Origin of the sequence: Aeromonas schubertii (assembly GCF_000820105.1) — a bacterium.
Classification (GTDB): domain Bacteria; phylum Pseudomonadota; class Gammaproteobacteria; order Enterobacterales; family Aeromonadaceae; genus Aeromonas; species Aeromonas schubertii.
Genome location: NZ_CDDB01000089.1, coordinates 19,478 through 38,119 on the forward strand (window position 1 = coordinate 19,478; position 18,642 = coordinate 38,119).

Annotated in this window: 20 protein-coding genes; 12 read left to right on the plus strand and 8 right to left on the minus strand. The window is 62.7% G+C overall.

The features are described 5' to 3' along the window. The first annotated feature begins 23 nt into the window (after positions 1-23). Positions 24-887 carry a DMT family transporter gene (locus tag BN1133_RS17500; RefSeq protein ID WP_050667739.1) on the plus strand — a complete coding sequence of 288 codons (864 nt, stop codon included), beginning with the start codon at positions 24-26 and terminating at the stop codon, positions 885-887. On the opposite strand, the gene BN1133_RS17505 is transcribed toward BN1133_RS17500, so the two are convergent. Beyond that, positions 869-1,453: a uracil-DNA glycosylase family protein gene (locus tag BN1133_RS17505; RefSeq protein WP_050667740.1), complete on the minus strand. Its 585-nt coding sequence runs from the start codon at positions 1,451-1,453 to the stop codon at positions 869-871. The two genes, BN1133_RS17500 and BN1133_RS17505, sit on opposite strands and share 19 nt — an antisense overlap. Positions 1,454-1,550: 97 nt before the next feature. Between BN1133_RS17505 and rarD the strand changes: the two genes are divergently transcribed. Beyond that, complete coding sequence (gene rarD / locus BN1133_RS17510; protein ID WP_050667741.1) at positions 1,551-2,447, plus strand: EamA family transporter RarD; 897 nt, start codon at positions 1,551-1,553, stop codon at positions 2,445-2,447. Here the strand turns inward: rarD and BN1133_RS17515 are convergent. Continuing rightward, positions 2,441-3,172: a hypothetical protein gene (locus tag BN1133_RS17515; RefSeq protein ID WP_050667742.1), complete on the minus strand. Its 732-nt coding sequence runs from the start codon at positions 3,170-3,172 to the stop codon at positions 2,441-2,443. The genes rarD and BN1133_RS17515 overlap by 7 nt on opposite strands. A 32-nt stretch (positions 3,173-3,204) precedes the next feature. On the opposite strand from BN1133_RS17515, the gene BN1133_RS17520 reads away from it, so the two are divergent. After that, positions 3,205-3,540, plus strand: a complete 336-nt coding sequence (locus tag BN1133_RS17520) for a GIY-YIG nuclease family protein (protein WP_136612796.1) — start codon at positions 3,205-3,207, stop codon at positions 3,538-3,540. 49 nt (positions 3,541-3,589) lie between these two features. Here BN1133_RS17520 and hldE read toward each other — a convergent pair whose 3' ends face one another. After that, on the minus strand, positions 3,590-5,017 hold the full coding sequence (gene hldE, locus BN1133_RS17525) for a bifunctional D-glycero-beta-D-manno-heptose-7-phosphate kinase/D-glycero-beta-D-manno-heptose 1-phosphate adenylyltransferase HldE (protein WP_050667744.1): 1,428 nt from the start codon (positions 5,015-5,017) through the stop codon (positions 3,590-3,592). A gap of 144 nt (positions 5,018-5,161) precedes the next feature. On the opposite strand from hldE, the gene lpxL reads away from it, so the two are divergent. Beyond that, positions 5,162-6,082, plus strand: coding sequence for an LpxL/LpxP family Kdo(2)-lipid IV(A) lauroyl/palmitoleoyl acyltransferase (lpxL, locus tag BN1133_RS17530; protein WP_050667745.1), 921 nt, complete (start codon positions 5,162-5,164; stop codon positions 6,080-6,082). Between the two features lie 32 nt (positions 6,083-6,114). Here the strand turns inward: lpxL and BN1133_RS17535 are convergent, their stop codons facing one another. Beyond that, complete coding sequence (locus BN1133_RS17535) at positions 6,115-7,068, minus strand: CYTH domain-containing protein (protein ID WP_330218701.1); 954 nt, start codon at positions 7,066-7,068, stop codon at positions 6,115-6,117. 110 nt (positions 7,069-7,178) lie between these two features. Here BN1133_RS17535 and BN1133_RS17540 point away from each other — a divergent pair, with 110 nt between their 5' ends. Both BN1133_RS17540 and BN1133_RS17545 read left to right on the plus strand, forming a co-directional pair. Continuing rightward, a complete protein-coding gene (locus BN1133_RS17540; RefSeq protein ID WP_050667747.1) occupies positions 7,179-7,859 on the plus strand; it encodes a TIGR00153 family protein in 681 nt (226 codons plus the stop codon). A gap of 21 nt (positions 7,860-7,880) precedes the next feature. Beyond that, positions 7,881-9,146: an inorganic phosphate transporter gene (locus tag BN1133_RS17545; RefSeq protein ID WP_050667748.1), complete on the plus strand. Its 1,266-nt coding sequence runs from the start codon at positions 7,881-7,883 to the stop codon at positions 9,144-9,146. Between the two features lie 57 nt (positions 9,147-9,203). Here BN1133_RS17545 and BN1133_RS17550 read toward each other — a convergent pair whose 3' ends face one another. Then, positions 9,204-10,442, minus strand: a complete 1,239-nt coding sequence (locus BN1133_RS17550) for a multifunctional CCA addition/repair protein (RefSeq protein WP_050667749.1) — start codon at positions 10,440-10,442, stop codon at positions 9,204-9,206. Between the two features lie 121 nt (positions 10,443-10,563). On the opposite strand from BN1133_RS17550, the gene BN1133_RS17555 reads away from it, so the two are divergent. From BN1133_RS17555 to mltC, 5 genes are read left to right on the plus strand one after another with little or no spacing between them, the layout of a single operon-like run. Beyond that, positions 10,564-12,132, plus strand: coding sequence for an ExeA family protein (locus BN1133_RS17555; RefSeq protein ID WP_050667750.1), 1,569 nt, complete (start codon positions 10,564-10,566; stop codon positions 12,130-12,132). After that, the gene (gene gspB / locus BN1133_RS17560; protein WP_050667751.1) at positions 12,132-12,827 is read left to right on the plus strand and encodes a type II secretion system assembly factor GspB; all 696 of its coding nucleotides are present in this window, start codon (positions 12,132-12,134) and stop codon (positions 12,825-12,827) included. The genes BN1133_RS17555 and gspB overlap by 1 nt, the downstream gene beginning before the upstream one ends. Before the next feature lie 43 nt (positions 12,828-12,870). After that, on the plus strand, positions 12,871-13,923 hold the full coding sequence (mutY, locus tag BN1133_RS17565; protein WP_050667752.1) for an A/G-specific adenine glycosylase: 1,053 nt from the start codon (positions 12,871-12,873) through the stop codon (positions 13,921-13,923). 10 nt (positions 13,924-13,933) lie between these two features. Then, the gene (locus tag BN1133_RS17570) at positions 13,934-14,206 is read left to right on the plus strand and encodes an oxidative damage protection protein (protein WP_050667753.1); all 273 of its coding nucleotides are present in this window, start codon (positions 13,934-13,936) and stop codon (positions 14,204-14,206) included. Positions 14,207-14,213: 7 nt separating this feature from the next. After that, complete coding sequence (gene mltC, locus BN1133_RS17575; protein WP_050667754.1) at positions 14,214-15,317, plus strand: membrane-bound lytic murein transglycosylase MltC; 1,104 nt, start codon at positions 14,214-14,216, stop codon at positions 15,315-15,317. A gap of 141 nt (positions 15,318-15,458) precedes the next feature. Here the strand turns inward: mltC and asnA are convergent, their stop codons facing one another. Next, positions 15,459-16,451 carry an aspartate--ammonia ligase gene (asnA, locus tag BN1133_RS17580; protein ID WP_050667755.1) on the minus strand — a complete coding sequence of 331 codons (993 nt, stop codon included), beginning with the start codon at positions 16,449-16,451 and terminating at the stop codon, positions 15,459-15,461. A 153-nt stretch (positions 16,452-16,604) separates the two neighbouring features. On the opposite strand from asnA, the gene asnC reads away from it, so the two are divergent. After that, positions 16,605-17,066, plus strand: a complete 462-nt coding sequence (asnC, locus tag BN1133_RS17585; RefSeq protein ID WP_050667756.1) for a transcriptional regulator AsnC — start codon at positions 16,605-16,607, stop codon at positions 17,064-17,066. On the opposite strand, the gene BN1133_RS17590 is transcribed toward asnC, so the two are convergent. Both BN1133_RS17590 and BN1133_RS17595 read right to left on the minus strand, forming a co-directional pair. Further along, positions 17,067-17,828, minus strand: a complete 762-nt coding sequence (locus BN1133_RS17590) for a substrate-binding periplasmic protein (protein WP_050667757.1) — start codon at positions 17,826-17,828, stop codon at positions 17,067-17,069. Then, positions 17,828-18,580: a substrate-binding periplasmic protein gene (locus BN1133_RS17595; protein ID WP_050667758.1), complete on the minus strand. Its 753-nt coding sequence runs from the start codon at positions 18,578-18,580 to the stop codon at positions 17,828-17,830. Before BN1133_RS17595 ends, BN1133_RS17590 begins: the two co-directional genes overlap by 1 nt. Positions 18,581-18,642 lie beyond the last annotated feature (62 nt).

The following is an 18,642-nucleotide window of genomic DNA, read 5'->3' on the forward strand; positions in this document are numbered from 1 at the left end:
ATCCCAGTTGTTGTGGAGGTGGTATGAATGCAGTCGGGATCGGCATCCTCTATCTGGTGCTGGGAAACATAGTCGCGGTCTTCTCCGATGCCTTGGTCAAGGTGCTGGATCCGGACCAGCCCGTGTTTCAGTTTGTTTTCTTTCGTCAGATTTCGGCCGCCATCATGCTGCTGCCGCTGCTGCTCTGGTCCCTGCGCCGCCATCCACCGCTGGCCTTGCGCTGGCATCTGCTGCGCTCTCACATCTGGGCCGTCGGAGTGGTGATGATGGTGATCGCCCTGACCCGGCTGCCGCTGGCCACCGCCAATGCCCTCTTCTATGCGGCTCCCCTGTTGATGGTGCCCCTCGCGGTATGGCTGGCGGGCGAAGCCCTCTCCCGCCAGAAGGTGATGGCCGCCCTGCTCGGCTTTACCGGTGTGCTTATCGTGTTGCGCCCCACCGAGATCAATTGGGCAGCCCTGGCGGCCCTCGGCGTCGCCTTGAGCATGGCGGTCAACAACCTGCTGATTAAACGCCTGCCCCAACGGCAGCCGGTGGTACAGACCCTGTTTCTGACCAATGTGCTGAGCATGCCGCTGGTGCTGGGACTGGTCTGGTGGGAGGGGGAGCCCTGGCAGTGGCAGATGCTGTGGCCAGCCTTCGGCTCGTCGGCCCTCATCGTCGTCTATGCCGGCCTCTGCGTGCTCGCCTATCGCAAGGCCGAGGCCAGCAAGATCGCCTCTGCCGAATACACAGGCCTGCTCGCCGCCGTGGCGGTGGGGATCTGGCTCTTCAACGAGCAACCCGGCCTGCCCCTGCTGCTTGGCAGCCTCTGTATCGTGCTGCCGCTGCTGGCCATGGCCCGTGGTGAGCGCAAGCCTCCCGAGCCTCAGGTCGCCAGCAACTGATCGACCCGATCACGCAAGACAGGGAGCAGTTGCTCCTCAAACCAGGGATTTTTTCTGAGCCACAGGGTATTGCGTGGAGAAGGGTGCGGCAGGGGAAGGATGGCAGGCGTGATGTCACGCCAGTGGCGCACTGTCTCGGTCAGGGTGCCGCGAAAGGCCGCTCCCAGATAGTGCTGCTGGGCATACTGCCCCACCAACAGGGTCAGCTCGATGCGGGGCATGAGCGCCAGCACCTGATGGTGCCAGAGGGGGGCACACTCGGGACGCGGTGGCAAGTCGCCGGAGCGTCCTCGCCCCGGATAGCAGAGCCCCATGGGCATGATGGCGATACGGGACTCGTCATAGAAGCGCGCCTTGTCCAACCCCATCCAGTCGCGCAGCCGTTCACCCGAGGCATCATCCCAGGGGATACCGCTGGCATGCACCCGGGCCCCCGGCGCCTGGCCCACGATGAGCAGACGCGACTGCTCGCTGCCACGGATCACGGGTCTGGGCCCCAGCGGGAGTTGTGCCTCGCAGAGGCGACAGGCGCGAATGCGCTCAAACAGAGAAGACAGGGTTTCCATTCGCCCATGCTAACCGATTTTTTCCTTCGTGGCCGCTTGTCCCCGAATGAAGAGAGACCTAAACTGGGCTACAACTGTTTAATTTAATAGACACATCATGCCACTTTTGCTCGGACCTGGGGTGGTCGCCCTCTCATTCGTCCTGTGGGGCCTGCTCCCCCTCTACTATCAGTTTCTGCCCACGATCAACATGTGGGAGCTGCTCTCGCACCGGGTCATCTGGTCCGTGGTCCTGCTGGCGCTGCTGATGCGTCTGGCTGCACGCCCTGTTCCCTGGACAACATTGCGGGCCGAGCCACGCCAGTTGCTGCTGATCCTCTGCGCGGGCCCTGTCATGTCCATCAGCTGGTGTATGTTCACCTGGTGCCTCACCACGGGTCAGGTGCTGGCCACCAGCCTCGCCTTCTTCATGACGCCGCTATTTAACATCGTGCTGGCGGTGCTCTTCCTCAAGGAACGCCTCACTCCCCAAAAGCACCTGGCGGTCGCCCTGGCCCTGGCCGGACTCGCCTACATGCTGTTCCAGTACGGTGAGTTACCCTGGTTTTCCCTCATCATGGGCGGGAACTTCGCCGTCTATGGCCTCATCAAGAAGAAGATCCACTACCCGACCGACCAGAGCCTCTACCTGGAAGCCCTGGTCCAGTTGCCCCTGGCCCTGCTCTTCGTGTTCTGGCTGACCCTCTCGGGTCACCCCAGCCTCTTTCTGGACGGTAGCCTGGGTGACCGCCTGATGTTGATGGGCAGTGCCCCTGCGACCCTGATCCCGGTAGGTCTCTTCTGCTACGGCATGATCCGCACCCGCCTCAGTACTGTGGGGCTGCTTCAGTACATAGAGCCAAGCCTGGCCTTTCTGCTGGCCGTGTTCTGGTTTGGGGAGCACCCCGACCCGGTCAAGGAGGTGGGCTTCATGTTCGTCTGGGCGGGGCTGCTGGTCAGCCTGCTCCCCTTGCATCGCCTCAGGCGACGCGCCTTGTCACGGCCGCCTCAGTGAGGCATGAAGCGGGCCATGGTCTGGTGCCAGATCGGGTCTGTGTCCATGGCATCGATGATGGGGATCAGCCGGCGGTGCAGTGTCTCCAGATTGGGGGAGAGCAGCAGATGACGGGTATAGCTAAACAGCGGGAAGGGCGAGACGTATAGCTTGTCGTGGTACTCGGGGCGCAGAATAAACCAGTTCAGGGCGGAGCCCGGCACCATAGTGATGTCGATGCGATGACGCAGCAACAAGTCCAGGTTGGTCTTGGCCAGCTTGGCATCGCTGCGCTTCATCTGGCCACTCGCCACCAGGCCATCCACCGCCGCGAAGTGATAGCCAATGATGCCCCCGAAGGTGAGCCCCTTGATGCTGTCCGGCCCCCGATAGTCGATCGGATGGTCGCGACTGGAGATGAGCTCATTGGTATCGCGCATCATGGGCAGGCTCCAGAGATAGCGGCGGCGCCCCTCATCCCCGAACCAGGCCGGATTGACCCAGGCCACCACCCCCTTGAAGTCCGGTTGATCCATCTCCAGTTGCAGGCGATAGCGATTGACCGTCCACACCTCGAAGAGGGGCTCTCCCAACTTCTCATTAAGGTAATCGGCGAGGGCCCAGGTCAGCCCCTGCTGCGGGGCTGTCATGAAGGGAGGATGCTGATGGTAGTTATAAAGCCGAACCGTCTCCCCCCAGACGGGCAGGATCCAGAAGAGCAGGCCGATCCACCACCCTCTTGCCATACTCGCTCCATATCCATGCCGTTAGTATGTCAATGATAGCGAACTCGTTGTCAGATGCTCGCCCTGCCGATAGGCTCTCTTCCATGTGGTTTATCTATCTGGTCCGCACCGGGTGCGGTCATCTCTACACCGGCATCAGCACAGACCCGCAGCGCCGGCTGGAACAACACCAATCCGGCAAGGGAGCCCGGCGCCTGCGCGGTCAGGGACCCTTGACCCTGGTCTGGCAGCAGGAGGTGGGTGAACGTGGCGAGGCACTGCGCCTCGAGTACCGCCTCAAGCGCCTGCCCAAGGCCCGCAAGGAGCAGCTTGTCGCGGAGCCGGCCCGTTGGGACTCACTGCGTGGCACCTTAAGCGCTGCCCCATAAACAAGAGACCGGCCAATGGCCGGTCTCTTGTTCCCTTCCGTCGGTGCTTTTAACGGCGCTCGCGAATGGTCTTGATGATGTCGGTGGTGGAACAGCCATCCTCAAAGTTCAGCACCCTCACCTCACCGCCGTTGGCCGTCACCTCGGCATAACCGGCGATATCCTCGGGTTGATAGTCACCCCCCTTCACCAGCAAGTCCGGCAGGATCTCACCGATGAGACGCTGCGGGGTATCTTCACCAAACGGCACCACCCAATCCACCGCGCCCAGCGCGGCCAGCACCGTCATGCGGCGCTCGGTCGGATTGACCGGACGACCCGGCCCCTTGAGGCGACGCACCGACTCGTCGGTATTGACGGCCACGATCAGGCGATCCCCCAACTTGCCGGCATTGGCCAGGTAGGAGACATGGCCCGCATGCAGGATATCGAAGCAGCCATTGGTCATGACGATCTTCTCGCCACGACGGCGTGCCGCCTCGACCGCCACCTTGAGTTGCTGCTCGGAGAGGACGCCGAAACCGGTCTCGTGCTCGGAGTAGAGCGCATTGGCCAGCTCGACCGGGCTGACGGTAGAGGTCCCCAGCTTGCCGACCACGATGCCGGCGGCGGTGTTGGCCAGGGCGCAGGCCTCATCCAGGCTCTTGCCGGCAGCCAGAGAGGTGGCCAGGGTCGAGATCACCGTATCACCGGCACCGGTCACGTCGTATACCTCGTGGGCCTGGGCCGGCATATGCAGCTCGCTCTGCCCGTCGCGGATCAGGGTCATACCGTTCTCGGAACGGGTCACCAGCAGGGCATCCAGCTCGAAGCGACGCACCAGCTCGAGACCACGCTCGACCAGCTCCTCTTCGCTCTTCACCTTGCCCACCACGGCCTCGAACTCGGACATGTTGGGGGTGAGCAGGGTGGCACCGCGGTACTTCTCGAAATCGGTGCCCTTGGGGTCGACCAGAACCGGAATACCGGCGGCACGGGCACGCTGAATCATGCCGGGCACGTCGTTGAGCGCCCCCTTGGCGTAATCGGAGAGGATCATCACATCGCTCTGGGGCAGGGCCGCCTCGATCTTCGCCATCAGCAGGCCGGCATCGACGGAGTGGAACCCCTCTTCGAAGTCCAGGCGCAGCAACTGCTGGTTACGAGACAGCACGCGCAGCTTGGTGATGGTGGGGTAGTCATCCAGCCGCACGAAATCACAGGCGACCTTGACGCCGGCCATCTTGCCCTCGAGGGCGTCGGCCGCCTCATCCTGCCCGGTCAGGCCGAGCAGGGTGGCGTGAGCCCCCAGGGCCGCGGCGTTGAGGGCCACGTTGGCGGCGCCGCCCGGGCGCTCCTCGATATGCTCCACCTTGACCACGGGAACCGGAGCCTCGGGGGAGATGCGGCTGCTCGGACCATGCCAATAGCGATCCAGCATGACATCGCCAACGACCAGGACTCGGGCCTTATTGAAATCGGGCAGGGTGATCTTCATCTGAAATGCTCTCTCGAAGCGGAAAAACTGGGCGGGATTCTAGCATGCCTGCACGCCCCAGAGCAGCTTTCCGGCGACACTATCTCCCCTATCGCATCGCTTTTCGGCTAGAATCCGCCCTCTGAAATCCCACAAGGAGCGCCCATGTCCGCCGAACGTCTTCCCCGTCTGGAGCCTCGTCTGTTCCATCCCCGCTACTGGCTGCAGTGGTTCGGATTGGCCCTGCTCTGGCTGCTGGTACTGCTGCCCTGGCGCTGGCAGATGCGGTTGGGAGTAGGCCTGGGACGCCTGGCCATGACGCTGCTCAAGTCACGGGTCAAGGTGGCACGCCGCTCCATCGAGCTGGCCTTCCCCGAACTCTCGCAGCAAGAGCGGGAAGCCCTGCTGGTACGCCACTTCGAGAGCGTCGGCTGCGCCATCTTCGAGGTGGGCATGGCCTGGTTCTGGCCAGACTGGCGCATGCGCAACCTGATGCGGGTCGAGGGAGAAGAGCACCTCATCGCGGCCCTGGAGCGGGGTCAGGGGATCTTGCTGCTCTCCTGCCACTTCCTGACTCTGGAGCTCAACGCCCGCTGCTTTGGTCTGCTGCGCCCCGGAGTGGGCGTCTATCGCCCCAACACCAATCCGGTGCTGGAGTACGCCCAATATCACGGCCGCTGCAAGTCCAACAAGTATCTGGTCGATCGCATCGATGTGAAGGGGATGATCAAGGCCCTGCGCAATGGCGACGCCCTCTGGTATGCCCCGGATCACGACTACGGCAGCCACGCCAGCGTCTTCGTCCCCTTCTTCGGGGTCGAGCAGGCTGCCACCATCACGGGTACGGCGACCCTGGCCCGGGTCAAGAATACGGTGACCCTCCCCTGCTACAACATCCGTGACGATCAAGGCTATGTGCTGCACATCGGCGCCCCCCTCGAAGGGTACCCGAGCGGCGATGATATCGCCGATGCCACCCGCACCAATCAGGTGGTCGAGGCCGCAGTGCGCCGCGCCCCCGAGCAGTACATGTGGCTGCATCGTCGCTTCAAGACGGTGCCGGATGGCATGCCCCCCCGCTACTGATGAAGAAGCCCCTCGACGAGGGGCTTCGTTGTTCAGGCGCCGTGCAACTGGCGAGTGAGTCGTAGCAGGAACAGGGCGTAATCGCTCCCATAGAGGAGCGCTTCTTCGGGAGCCGCCTCCCAGTGGCGCCACCAGCTCGCCAGAGGGGCCCGCCAGTGGCGCCCCTCGGCCTGTGCCAGCAACAGGCGGGCATCCTCTCCCATGCGTTCGGCAGCGCCTGCCACTCCCGCCAGCCAGCAGGCCTCATGGTGCTGCATATCCTCCATCAGCCCGGCCAGATCGTCCACGGCTGGCCGTTCAGAGCGCAGCGCCCAGGGGGCCGCCTGTCCCGCCAGTCGATAGCCCCGCTGGGCCTTGGAGAGGTGCCCCGGGCGCAATCCCCCCAGGGCCGCCAGTCGCTCGGCGAGATCGAACAGGGCCGAGGCCGGACCGGACTTGAGCTCCAGCTCCAGCTCATCGATAGGCTCACGGCCGAGGCGGCCCACAATTTCCCCCTCATCCCGAGCCAGTTCGATGGCCACACCGGACTGTGCCAACTGCAGCGCCTCGCGACGGAAGTCGGTACGAAACAGGGGATGCAGGTTTGCCTGCAGCCACGCCACCGTCTCCTCATCGGGCCAGATGTCGCGGGGGAAACGGGAGAGATCCGGCCGTTCCCCCTCGATGGGAGTGTTGTACTCGGGTCTGGCATGGAGTCCACCCAGCACCTGACCGCGACACTTGATGGTCTGCTCGGCCTCCTCTCCCCAGCGCCGGATCCGCAGCCCCATGTCGAGGCGGCGCAGTGCCAGATCCGGGGTGTCGAAGTAACTGTTCCCCAACTCGTAACAGGAACGAGACACAATCGGTAACCTTGGTAAAAAAGTGGATAACGTTTCTGAACCGGCCCGGTTCAGGCAAAATTTAATTTCAATCTCTTGGCTCATCTTGGCTTCCAGGCAGGCGCGAGGCGGGTTGGCGGCGAAATGGGGGAAAGCGGGCGACATCCGATAGGCATAATGCGGCAAAATGACGGTTTTATTGCACCCCCAGTTCGGTTACCATGCGCCCCTCACAACAGCGTATCGCGTGTTTTTTCACCGACACAGGTTTGGCTATGCCAGTAAATACTATCCTGGGACTTTTTGCCAAGTCCCCCATCAAGCCGCTGCAAAAGCACATTGCCAAGGTGCATACCTGCTGCGAGCAGCTCATTCCCTTCTTCGATGCCGTTGCCGACGGTCGTTGGGACCAGGCCGAACAGGCTCGTGGTCACATCGCCCAGCTCGAGAAAGAGGCCGACGTGCTCAAGCGCGAGATCCGTCTCAAGCTGCCGCGCGGTCTCTTCATGCCGGTTGCCCGTACCGATCTGCTGGAACTGCTGACCCAGCAGGACAAGATCGCCAACCGCGCCAAGGATATCTCGGGCCGCATGCTGGGTCGCCGCATGGAGTTCCCCGTCGAGATGCGGGCCGACTTCATGGCCTACCTCAAGCGCTGTATCGATGCCACCGCCCAGGCCAAGAAAGCCATCGAGGAGCTCGACGACCTGCTCGAGACCGGCTTCAAGGGGCGCGAAGTTGAACTCGTTGCCGAGATGATCCATCAACTGGATCTGATCGAGGATGACACGGATGCCATGCAGATCGGTCTGCGTCAGAAGCTCCAGGCTGTGGAGCAGCAGTACAACCCGATCGATATGATGTTCCTGTACAAGATCCTTGAATGGGTAGGAGATCTGGCAGACCAGGCAGAGCGCGTAGGCGAGCGCCTGGAACTGATGCTGGCTCGTTCTTAATCCACAGACTGGTAGACATTGATGGATATTATTGCGAACTATGGCACCACCCTGGTGCTCATTGCGGCCGTGTTCGGCTTCATGATGGCATGGGGTATCGGTGCCAACGATGTGGCCAACGCCATGGGTACCTCGGTCGGGACCAAATCCCTGACCATCCGCCAGGCCATCATCATCGCCATGATCTTCGAATTCGCCGGCGCCTATCTGGCGGGCGGCGAGGTGACGGCCACCATCCGTAACGGCATCATAGACCCGGCGGCCTTTGCCGATACCCCGGACCTGCTGGTACTCGGTATGATCGCCTCCCTGCTGGCTGCCGGTGCCTGGCTGATCCTGGCCTCCTATTTTGGCTGGCCGGTCTCCACCACTCACTCCATCGTCGGTGCCATCGTCGGCTTCGGCGTGGTGAGCATTGGCCCCGAGTCGGTACAGTGGGACAAGTTTGGTGGCATCGTCGGCTCCTGGGTCATCACCCCGGCTCTCTCCGGCCTCATCGCCTACTTCATGTTCATCAGCGTACAGAAGCTGATCTTCAACACCGACAACCCGCTGGCCAATGCCAAGCGCTATGTCCCCTTCTACATGTTCCTCACCTCGCTGGTCATCTGCCTGGTGACCATCAAGAAGGGACTCTCCCACGTCGGCCTGCACCTGACCGACGGCGAAGGGATCCTGCTCTCCATCGGCATCTCCCTGCTGGTGGCCCTGGCCGGTTGGTTCTACATCCGCGGTCAGAATTACAACCCGCAGGATGACAGCAAGATGCACTACGCCAACGTGGAGAAGGTGTTCGGCATCCTGATGATCATCACCGCCTGTGCCATGGCCTTTGCCCACGGCTCCAACGATGTGGCCAACGCCATCGGCCCCCTCTCCGCGGTGACCTCCATCGTCGCATCCGGTGGCGAGATCGCCGGCAAGGCCCACATCGCCTGGTGGATCCTGCCGCTCGGCGGCATCGGCATCGTCATCGGTCTGGCCACCATGGGTGAGAAGGTGATGGCCACCGTCGGTACCGGCATTACCCACCTGACCCCGAGCCGTGGCTTCGCCGCCCAGCTGGCGACCGCCGCCACCGTGGTGATCGCCTCCGGTACCGGTCTGCCCATCTCCACCACCCAGACCCTGGTCGGTGCCGTGATGGGGGTAGGCCTGGCCCGTGGCATCGCCGCCCTGAACCTGGGCGTGCTGCGCAACATCGTGGTCTCCTGGGTCATCACCCTGCCGGCTGGCGCCATCCTCTCCATCATCATCTTCTACGTCCTGAAGGCGATCTTCTCCTGATGTAGCGGATGAAAAAGCCCGGGCAACTGCCCGGGCTTTTCTATTGCCGCTATGCCCTCAGGGCAACTCGAAGGTCCACTCATCCTTGACGCGGCTAATGGCGTCCACTCGCCGTTTGGCGAGCTGTTCGCGAATCGCCTCCCCCTGATAGCCGGCAGCCACTATCTCCTTCACCGGCACGGCGGCGGCGGTGGCCAGTGCCTCGGCCACATAATCGGGCTGGCTGTAGACCTTCTCCTCAAACCCGGTACGACCGAAGAAATCGGCGCGGCAGGCATCCAGCAGCTGGGCGAAGCGCTCTGGCCTGCGCCAGGCATCCGCCTTGTCAAACACCTTGAGCAGGGTCGCAGGCTTGAGATCGAAGGCGATATGGATATGGGTGTGCAGATCGCTCACCAGCAGGGCCAGATCGCGACAGTCGTTGGGCACCCGCAGCCGCTCGCAGAGGGCACGGATCAGGGGGAGCCCCTTCTGACCGTGACCATGATGGCTCGGCCAGAAGGCCGGCGGAGTGAGCCCTTTACCGAGATCGTGACAGAGGGCGGCGAAGCGAACCGGCAACTCGGGAGAGAGGCGGCACGCCTGATCCAGTACCAGCATGGTGTGCAGGCCGGTATCCACTTCCGGGTGCCACTTGGCCGGCGCCGGCACCCCGTAGAGGGCCTCCAGCTCGGGCAGCAATACCTTGAGGGCGCCGCACTCGCGCAGCACCTCGAAGAAGACCCGGGGAGCCGGCCCCAGCAGCACCCGCTCCATCTCCTTCCAGACCCGCTCTGGGGTCAGGTGGGCCAGCTCACCCGCCTCGGTCATTTGGCGCATCAGGGCCAAGGTCTCCGGGGCTATAGTGAACCCCTGGGCATGAAAACGGGCGGCGAAGCGGGCCACCCGCAGTACCCGCAGGGGATCCTCACCAAACGCCGGTGAGACGTGACGCAGCACCCGTAACGCCAGATCCCGCTGGCCGTGGTAGGGGTCTACCAGGGTGCCATCATCGTCTTCGGCAATGGCGTTGATGGTGAGATCCCGACGCAGCAGGTCCTGCTCCAGGGTTACATCGGGGGCGGCGTGGCAGACAAATCCCGTGTAGCCATGCCCCTGCTTGCGCTCGGTGCGAGCCAGGGCATACTCCTCCTGGGTGCGGGGATGGAGGAAGACGGGAAAGTCCCTGCCCACCTGCTGATAACCCAGATCCAGCATCTGCTGCACCGTGGCGCCCACCACCACGTGATCCCGATCCCCCTGGGGCAACCCCAGCAGGCGGTCACGCACCGCTCCCCCGACCAGATAGACTCGCAACTTCTTCTCCTTTTCCGTTGACCGGGGGATTATACCCCCTTCATCACGCCCCTTCGATGCGGCTTTGACATCCCACGGCCCGCCCCTGTACCCTGCCGCCCATGGCAATGGAATGAATCCTATGTACACACAATTTTTCGGGCTTGCGGAGGCTCCGTTCTCCATCTCCCCCAACCCCAAGTATCTCTACATGAGCGAGCGTCACGGGGAGGCCCTCGCACACCTGGTCTACGGCCTGCAAGACGGTGGCGGCTTCGTGCTGCTCACCGGCGAGGTCGGTACCGGCAAGACCACCGTCTCCCGCTGCCTGCTGCAACAGCTGCCCGAGGGGACAGAGATCGCCTATATCCTCAACCCCTCCCTGACCGAGCGGGATCTGCTGGCGGCCATCTGCGACGAGTACCGACTCGCTTATGAGCCCGATGCGGGGCTCAAGATCCTGTTCGATCTCATTCGTGACCATCTGCTCGCCAACCTGGCGGCAGGCCGCCGCAGCGTGGTGCTCATCGACGAGGCCCAGCACCTGCTGCCCGACGTCCTCGAACAGCTGCGCCTGCTGACCAACCTCGAGACCGACGAGAAGAAGCTGCTGCAAGTGGTGTTGATAGGTCAGCCGGAGCTGCAGCAGATGCTGCGCCAACCCCTGCTGCGCCAGCTCGCCCAGCGCATCACGGCGCGCTATCACCTGCTGCCCCTGACCCGCAGCGATGTGGATGCCTATGTGCGTTTCCGTCTGCAGATCGCCGGTTGCCTGCAACCCGTCTTCAGCGCCAAGGCGATCACGACGCTGCATCGCCTCAGTGGCGGCATTCCCCGCCTCATCAACCTGATCTGCGATCGGGCCATGCTGGCTGCCTATGCCCGTGGCGATCACCGCATCAATGCCCGCGATATCGCCCTGGCGGCCTTTGAAGTCACGGGTCAGCGTGACGATGGTAGCTGGGTCAGCACCCTGGGTGTCACCGCGGCCGGCCTGTTGATGCTGGCCGCCGGCTGGTTCGGTTGGCAATACGCCGGCGTGATGCCGGTGCGTCCCGTGGTCAAGGTCGAGGTACCGATCACCGAAGATGAGACCCCGGAGCAGCAGGTCCAACTGGAAGAGGCCATCTCCCAGGCTTACGATCCGGCCCTCGCCCTGCAAAATCTCTATCGGGTCTGGGGCTTCGAGCCCGAGCTCGAAGAGGCGACCTGTGACGAGGCCCCCCGCGCCGGCCTGCGCTGCCTGAATGGCACCGGCACACTGGCTGAGCTCGAGAAGATGCAGCACCCGGCCCAGGTGAGCCTCAAGGACGAACACGGTAACGGTTACTACGCAACCCTGGTCTCCCTCGGTACCAAGCAGGCCCATCTGCTCATCGGTGAGCAGAGCTGGGACGTGGAGCGCGACTGGCTGACCAAACACTGGGGCGGCGACTACACCCTGCTGTGGCGCCTGCCCAAGGATGGCAGCACCATCATCGGCAACGGCGCCGGCAAGGCCCAGGCCCAGTGGCTGGAGAATGCGGTGAGCAAGGCTCTCAAACAACCCCCGCGCAAGGTGAGCCGTTTCGACGCCGAGCTCAAGCGCAAGGTCGAGCAGTTCCAGAAGTCGGCCGGGCTGGACGTTGACGGCGTGGCCGGCGGCAATACCCTGCTGCGCCTCAACGTCATCGCCGGCGATCCCATGCCCAAGCTGGAGGAGGCCTCCTGATGTCTACCCTGCTCAATGCCCTGCGCCGGGCCGAGACCCCGGTCGGAACACCCCATATTCCGGCCATGGGACTGGCCACACGACCCGAGCCCACCACACCGCGCTGGATCTGGCCTCTGCTGGCCCTGCTCGCCCTGCTGCTGGGGGCAGGTGCCAATTACGGCTGGCACTGGCTCAACAACAAGCCACTCGAGCAGAAGGTAGAGGTCACCCACAAGGTGGTCCCCCCCTTCGTTCGGGTGGAGCCACGCGAGTTTGATACCGAGCCTCTGCCCCCCCCTCTGCCCAAACCCGAACCCAGGGTCAGGACGCCCCAGGGCAGCCCACTACCCACCCTGCCCGGTTATGATCTGAGTGGCGTCTCTCCCGAGCTGGCGCGTCGTTTCGCCCAGGCGGTGGGCAACAGCCAACCCCAGGCACCCATATCCGAGCCGGCCAACACCGGCAGTGGTGTGCCCTCCCTGGCCGCTCTGCCCTATGAAGTGTCGCAGCAGGTACCGTCAATCTCGTACGGATCCCATATCTACTCCTCCAATCCCGCCAAGCGCAGCGTCATCCTCAATGGCCGCGAGCTGCGCGAAGGCGCTCCTCTTGCCCCCGGTGTCGTCATCAAGGGGATAGAGCAGGACGCGCTGATACTGCAGGTCGGCGGCCAACTGGCCAGCCTGAAGGCTCTGCAAGACTGGCATCCCTGATAACGGGGGGCATCCGCCCCCCTTTTTCGATGGACACTCACACGTGAATCACGCGACGTTCGCCAGCCGGGTGCTGGCGTGGTATGAACATTCGGGGCGCAAGACCCTCCCCTGGCAGCAGGAGAAGACCCCCTACCGGGTCTGGATCTCCGAGATCATGCTGCAACAGACCCAGGTCGCCACCGTCATTCCCTACTATGAGCGCTTCATGGCCCGCTTCCCCGATGTGGTTGCCCTGGCCGATGCGCCGGTGGACGAGGTGCTGCATCACTGGACCGGGCTTGGCTACTACGCCCGTGCCCGCAATCTGCACAAGGCGGCGCAGCAGATCCGCGACCGGCACGACGGCCTCTTTCCCGAGCGCATCGAAGAGGTGACCGAACTGCCGGGCATCGGCCGCTCCACTGCCGGCGCCATCCTCTCCTTCTCCCTCGGCCAGCCCCACGCCATCCTGGATGGTAACGTGAAGCGGGTGCTCACCCGCTGGCTGGCCCTGCCCGGCTGGCCCGGCCAGAAGGAGGTGGAGAACCAGCTGTGGGAGCTGGCCATTCGCCTCACCCCGCGCCAGGGGGTGCAGCAGTACAACCAGGCCATGATGGATATCGGCGCCACCGTCTGCACCCGCAGCAAACCCAGGTGCGAGCGCTGCCCGCTACAGGCCGATTGCCAGGGGCGTCTGGAGGGGAATCCCACCCGCTATCCGGAGGGCAAACCCAAAAAGAGCACGCCGGTCAGAACGGGTCTCTTCCTGATGCTCAAGCAGAAGGGGAGCGTGCTGCTGGAGCGACGCCCCCCCCAGGGGATCTGGGGCGGCCTCTACTGCTTCCCCCAGTTCGACAACGAGGCCCAGCTCAACGCCAGAGTACGCGAGCTGGACCTGGATCCCGCCGGCTTGCAGGAGCTGGGCGGTTTCCGTCATACCTTCAGCCACTTCCATCTGGATATCCGCCCCTTCCTGCTGGAGGTCGAGGCCCTGCCCTCCCCGCGCCTCATGGAAGGGGATACCACTCTCTGGTATAACTTACGCCAACCCGAAGAGGTGGGACTGGCAGCCGCCACCCGGCGACTGCTCGCCTATCCGGAACTCGCATCATAGAGGTCAATCCATGAGTCGTACCGTTTTCTGTCAGCGTCTGCAAAAGGAGGCCCCGGGCCTCGATTTCCAGCTCTATCCGGGCGAGCTCGGCAAGCGCATCTTCGACAACATCAGCAAGGAAGCCTGGGCCGAATGGCAGAAGAAGCAGGTGATGCTGATCAACGAGAAGAAGCTCAACATGATGAATCTGGAGCACCGTCAGTTCCTCGAACAGGAGATGGTGCAGTATCTGTTTGAAGGGGCCGACGTGCAGATCGACGGCTACACCCCACCCAGCCAGTGATTCAGCCATGATTCGCCGTTTCTGGCCCCTGGCCGGCCTGCTTCTGCTGCTGGCCGGCTGCTCCTCAGCCCCCAAGCCTTCCCCGCAAGACGACGATCTGGTCAACGGCAAGGATGTGCGCGGTTTCGAGCACATGATCAGCGCCCTCTCCCATAACGTGAACGAGCTGTGGGGACGCGAGGCCCTGTTTGCCGGCCGCTTTGACTACGTCAAGTACACGGATCAATACAAGAGCCGGGCTCACATCGACTTCAATGGCGGCCTGATACAGGTGGAGACCGTCTCGACGATCGACCCCAAGGTGCATCTGCGCCGCGCCATCATAGAGACACTGCTCACCCCGGACGATCCGGCCGAGGTGGATCTCTACTCGGATCGGGAGATCATGCCCGGCACCGATCCCTTCCTCTATGGTCAGGTGCTCGACAACCAGCGTCAGCCAATCCGCTTTCCCTGGCGTGCCGAACGCTACGCAGACCATCTGCTCGCCACCGCCCTCAAGCAGCGTACCCTGGGGATCCGCACCATCTACTACGTGGATATCCCCATGGTGGCGAACCACACGGACCAGCGGGGCTACAAGTATGCCGCCCTGATCCGTGAGGCCTCGCGCAAGTATGGAGTGCCCGAGAGCCTCATCTACGCCGTGATCAAGACAGAGAGCAGCTTCAACCCCTATGCGGTGAGCAGCTCCAATGCCTACGGCCTGATGCAGGTGATCCCGGCCACCGCGGGACGCGATGTCTATGTGCGGGTAAAGGGCAAATATGGTCAGCCGACCCGGGAGGATCTCTTCAATCCTGCCTATAACATCGACATCGGCACCGCCTACCTGCACCTGCTGCAAAGCGTCTACCTGGCGGATATCCAGGATCCCCTGTCCCGTCGCTACTCGGTCATCTCCGCCTACAACGGTGGGGCGGGCAATGTACTGCGTACTTTCGCCGACGATCGCAATGCGGCCCCGGGGGTCATCAACCGCCTCTCCCCTCAGGAGGTCTACCAGATCCTCACCGAGCAGCACCCGCTGGCCGAATCCCGCCGCTATCTCTACAAGGTTCATCAGGCCGAACGTAGCTTTAAAGTTTCCCGGTTACGTGCTCCGGGTTGAGCAAGGCGCCCCTCGGGGCGCCTCGTTTTTGTCGGCACAAAAAAACGGCAATCCGAAGATTGCCGAGAGGAATGTAGTAAATGCGACCGGGCGTGGGATGAGCGGGCCGCAGGGGAACCTCCCCGGGGAAGGCGAACCTTCTTACAGCAGTCCGGCGATACGCTCCCTCACGTCGGACGGCCACACACCAACCTGCACCTGTCCGATGTGCTCCTTTTGCAGCAGCAACATGGCCAGACGCGATTGTCCAATCCCTCCCCCAATGGTCTGGGGCATGCGACCGGCCAGCAGCGCCTGGTGCCAGTCGTAGGCCAGGCGATCCTCGTCGCCTGTGATGGCGAGCTGACGGCGCAGGGCATCTGCATCCACCCGGATCCCCATGGAGGAGATTTCAAAACTGTCTTCGAGTACCGGGTTCCACACCAGGATGTCTCCGTTGAGGCCGGCCAGCCCAGACTCCCCCTCGGAGCTCCAGTCGTCGTAGTCCGGGGCCCGCACGTCGTGGCGCTCGCCATGAGACAGGGCCCCGCCGATGCCGATCAGGAAGACGGCCCCCAGCTCCTTGGCGATGGCGTGCTCACGCCCCTTGGCGTCGAGGCCCGGATAGCGGGTGAGCAGCTCTTCGCTGTGGACGAACTGGATCGCCTCGGGCAGGAAGGGGGTGAGCTCATGCTCGGCGCAGATGGCACGTTCGGTGGCCTTGATGGCACCCCAGATGGCCTGCACCGTCTCTTTCAGGTAGGCCAGATCCCGGCGATCCTGCGGCATCACCCGCTCCCAGTCCCACTGATCGACGTAGACCGAGTGGATCGGGGAGAGACGGTCCTCATCCGGACGCAGGGCCTTCATGTGGGTGTAGAGTCCCTCGCCCGGCCCGAAGCCAAAACGACCCAGGGTATGGCGCTTCCACTTGGCCAGCGAGTGAACCACCTCGTAGCTCTCTTCGGGCAGTGTCTTCACCTTCACCTGCACCGCCTGTTCGCTGCCGGAGAGATTGTCCTGGGTGCCGTCACCGACACGGCTCAGGATGGGGGCTTGCACCTCCATCAGGCCCAGCTGCTGGGCGAGCTGGCGGGAGAAGATCTCCTTGACCAGGGTGATCTGCTGTTGGCTGCGAATGTAGTGCTGTTTCATGGCGAATCCCTGTTTCAAACTGCGTTGTTGTGTGGATTCTTCAACACAACGGCCATTAAATTCAATATTCAACAACAAAAATACGCTTTACGCATTTTTTCATTCAATATAACCTCGCCTTTAATCTCGAATCGTTAAAGGGCGTTCAAAAAAATGGCGGAAAATTATCGGATCGACAATCTGGATCAGGGCATCCTGGAGGCCCTGATGGAGAACGCGCGCATCCCCTATGCCGAACTGGCCAAGCGCTTCGCGGTGAGCCCGGGCACCATCCATGTGCGGGTCGAGAAGATGAAGCAGGCGGGGATTATCGAAGGGACGCGGGTGCAGGTGAACGCCAAGAGACTCGGCTACGACGTCTGTTGCTTTATCGGTATCAATCTCAAGAGCGCGAAAGACTATCCTTCGGCCCTGGCCAAGCTACAGGCGCTGGATGAGGTGGTGGAGGCCTACTACACCACGGGCCACTACAGCATCTTCATGAAGGTGATGACCCGCTCCATCGATGAGCTGCAGACCGTGCTCATCAACAAGATCCAGACCATCGACGAGATCCAGTCCACCGAGACCCTGATCTCGCTGCAGAATCCAATTCTGAGGGATGTACGCCCCTGATCAGGGCTCCACGTAGGGAATCCCGTGCTTCTCGTAGAGGGCCCTGAGCCGGCCATCCCGCTTCATACGTAGCAACTCGGCGTCGTAGGCCTGCATCAGGGCAGGGGTCTTAGCATCGGCGCGCGCCTTGCACCAGGCGTTGAAGTAGGGGCTCGACTTGAAGGGATGGGGCAGATAGTCCACCTTGCCCTCCATCCCCTCGACATGGATCTGGGCGAAGGCCGTCACCAGCGGCATGGGCACCACATCGATACGCTTCATCACCAGCTTGCGCAGCTGCAGATCGTTCATGGTCACCACCTGCACCCGCCAGGCGGGATCATCGGCGATGGCATTGATCTCGGGGGTGTAGGCGTAGTCCCGTGTCAGGCCGATACGCCAGGGCTTGAGATCCGAGAGACGATCATAGCGAATACTCCCTGCGTCCTCCTTGCGCACAAAGAAGTGCCAACTGTGACGCATATGGGACTGCTGGGGATAGATGAGATAGCTCTCCCGCTCCGGCTTGTAGGAGTGAGTGAAGACCATGTCGTAGACACCGATCTCGGCATTGCGGGTGAGGCGCGCCCCCGAATCAGTCAGCTCGACCCGAAAAGGCTGTTGGAGGGCTGCAAACAGGGTGGCCAGGATATCCACATCCAACCCCGCCGGCTCCCCCTTCTCGTTTAAATATTTGAGGGGCGCCTCCAGAGTGCCACCCACCACCAGGGTCTTGGCCGACAGCCAGGGGGAAAGCAGCATGAGGAGTAACAGGAGGCGCATCATGGCGCTAGCCCATAGCGCGCCAACAGGCGGCGGTACTCGGCGGTTTTCTTGAAGCGGACCAGCTCTTCAGAAAAACGCACAGCCAGGCGATCGTGACCCGGCTTGTGTGTAAAACCGAGGAAGTTGCGGTTATCCGTGGTGATGGTACGGGGGCTGTGGGTGATCTCGCCACCCAGTTCGAGCAGCCCGAGCCAGTAGGCGCCGACCCACTGGTTGAGCACGACCCCGTCAAGTCGCCTCTCCCGCAGCAGCTGCAACTGCTTGGGAACATTCTTCTCCCCCGTCATAGGCACCCGCTCAAAACCGGTCGCCGACAAAAACGCATCACCATAGGCGTAGTCCGCCTGCACGCCGATCCGCTTTCCCGCCAACGAGGCCGGCCCCTGGTAATCGATGTAGGCATCACGACGGGAGAAGAGCACCTCACCGCTGCGCGAGAGCGGCTCTGAGGGGTAATAGACCCAACTCTCCCGCTCTTTCTCGTAGAAGAGGTCAACCACCGCATCGCCCTTGGCCTGCCTGGCCTCGAGCAATACCCGCTTCCAGGGCAGCTGACGTACTTCGACCCCGTAGCCCATTCGCTTGAGCACGACGCGGGCCAACTCCAGATCGGCGCCATCCCCATCGCGCTCCCGCTCTACCATCACATAGGGGGGCCAGGGCTCGGTCAGCAAGACCAACGAGGGCTCACTCGCCCATGCGCCCCACATCCAGCAAAGTCCCACACATCCCAACCACTTCTTTCCCATACCCGATCCTTGGCAGGCGACACAACCTTCAGCCTATCTCAAAACTCCCCATAAAAAAAAGG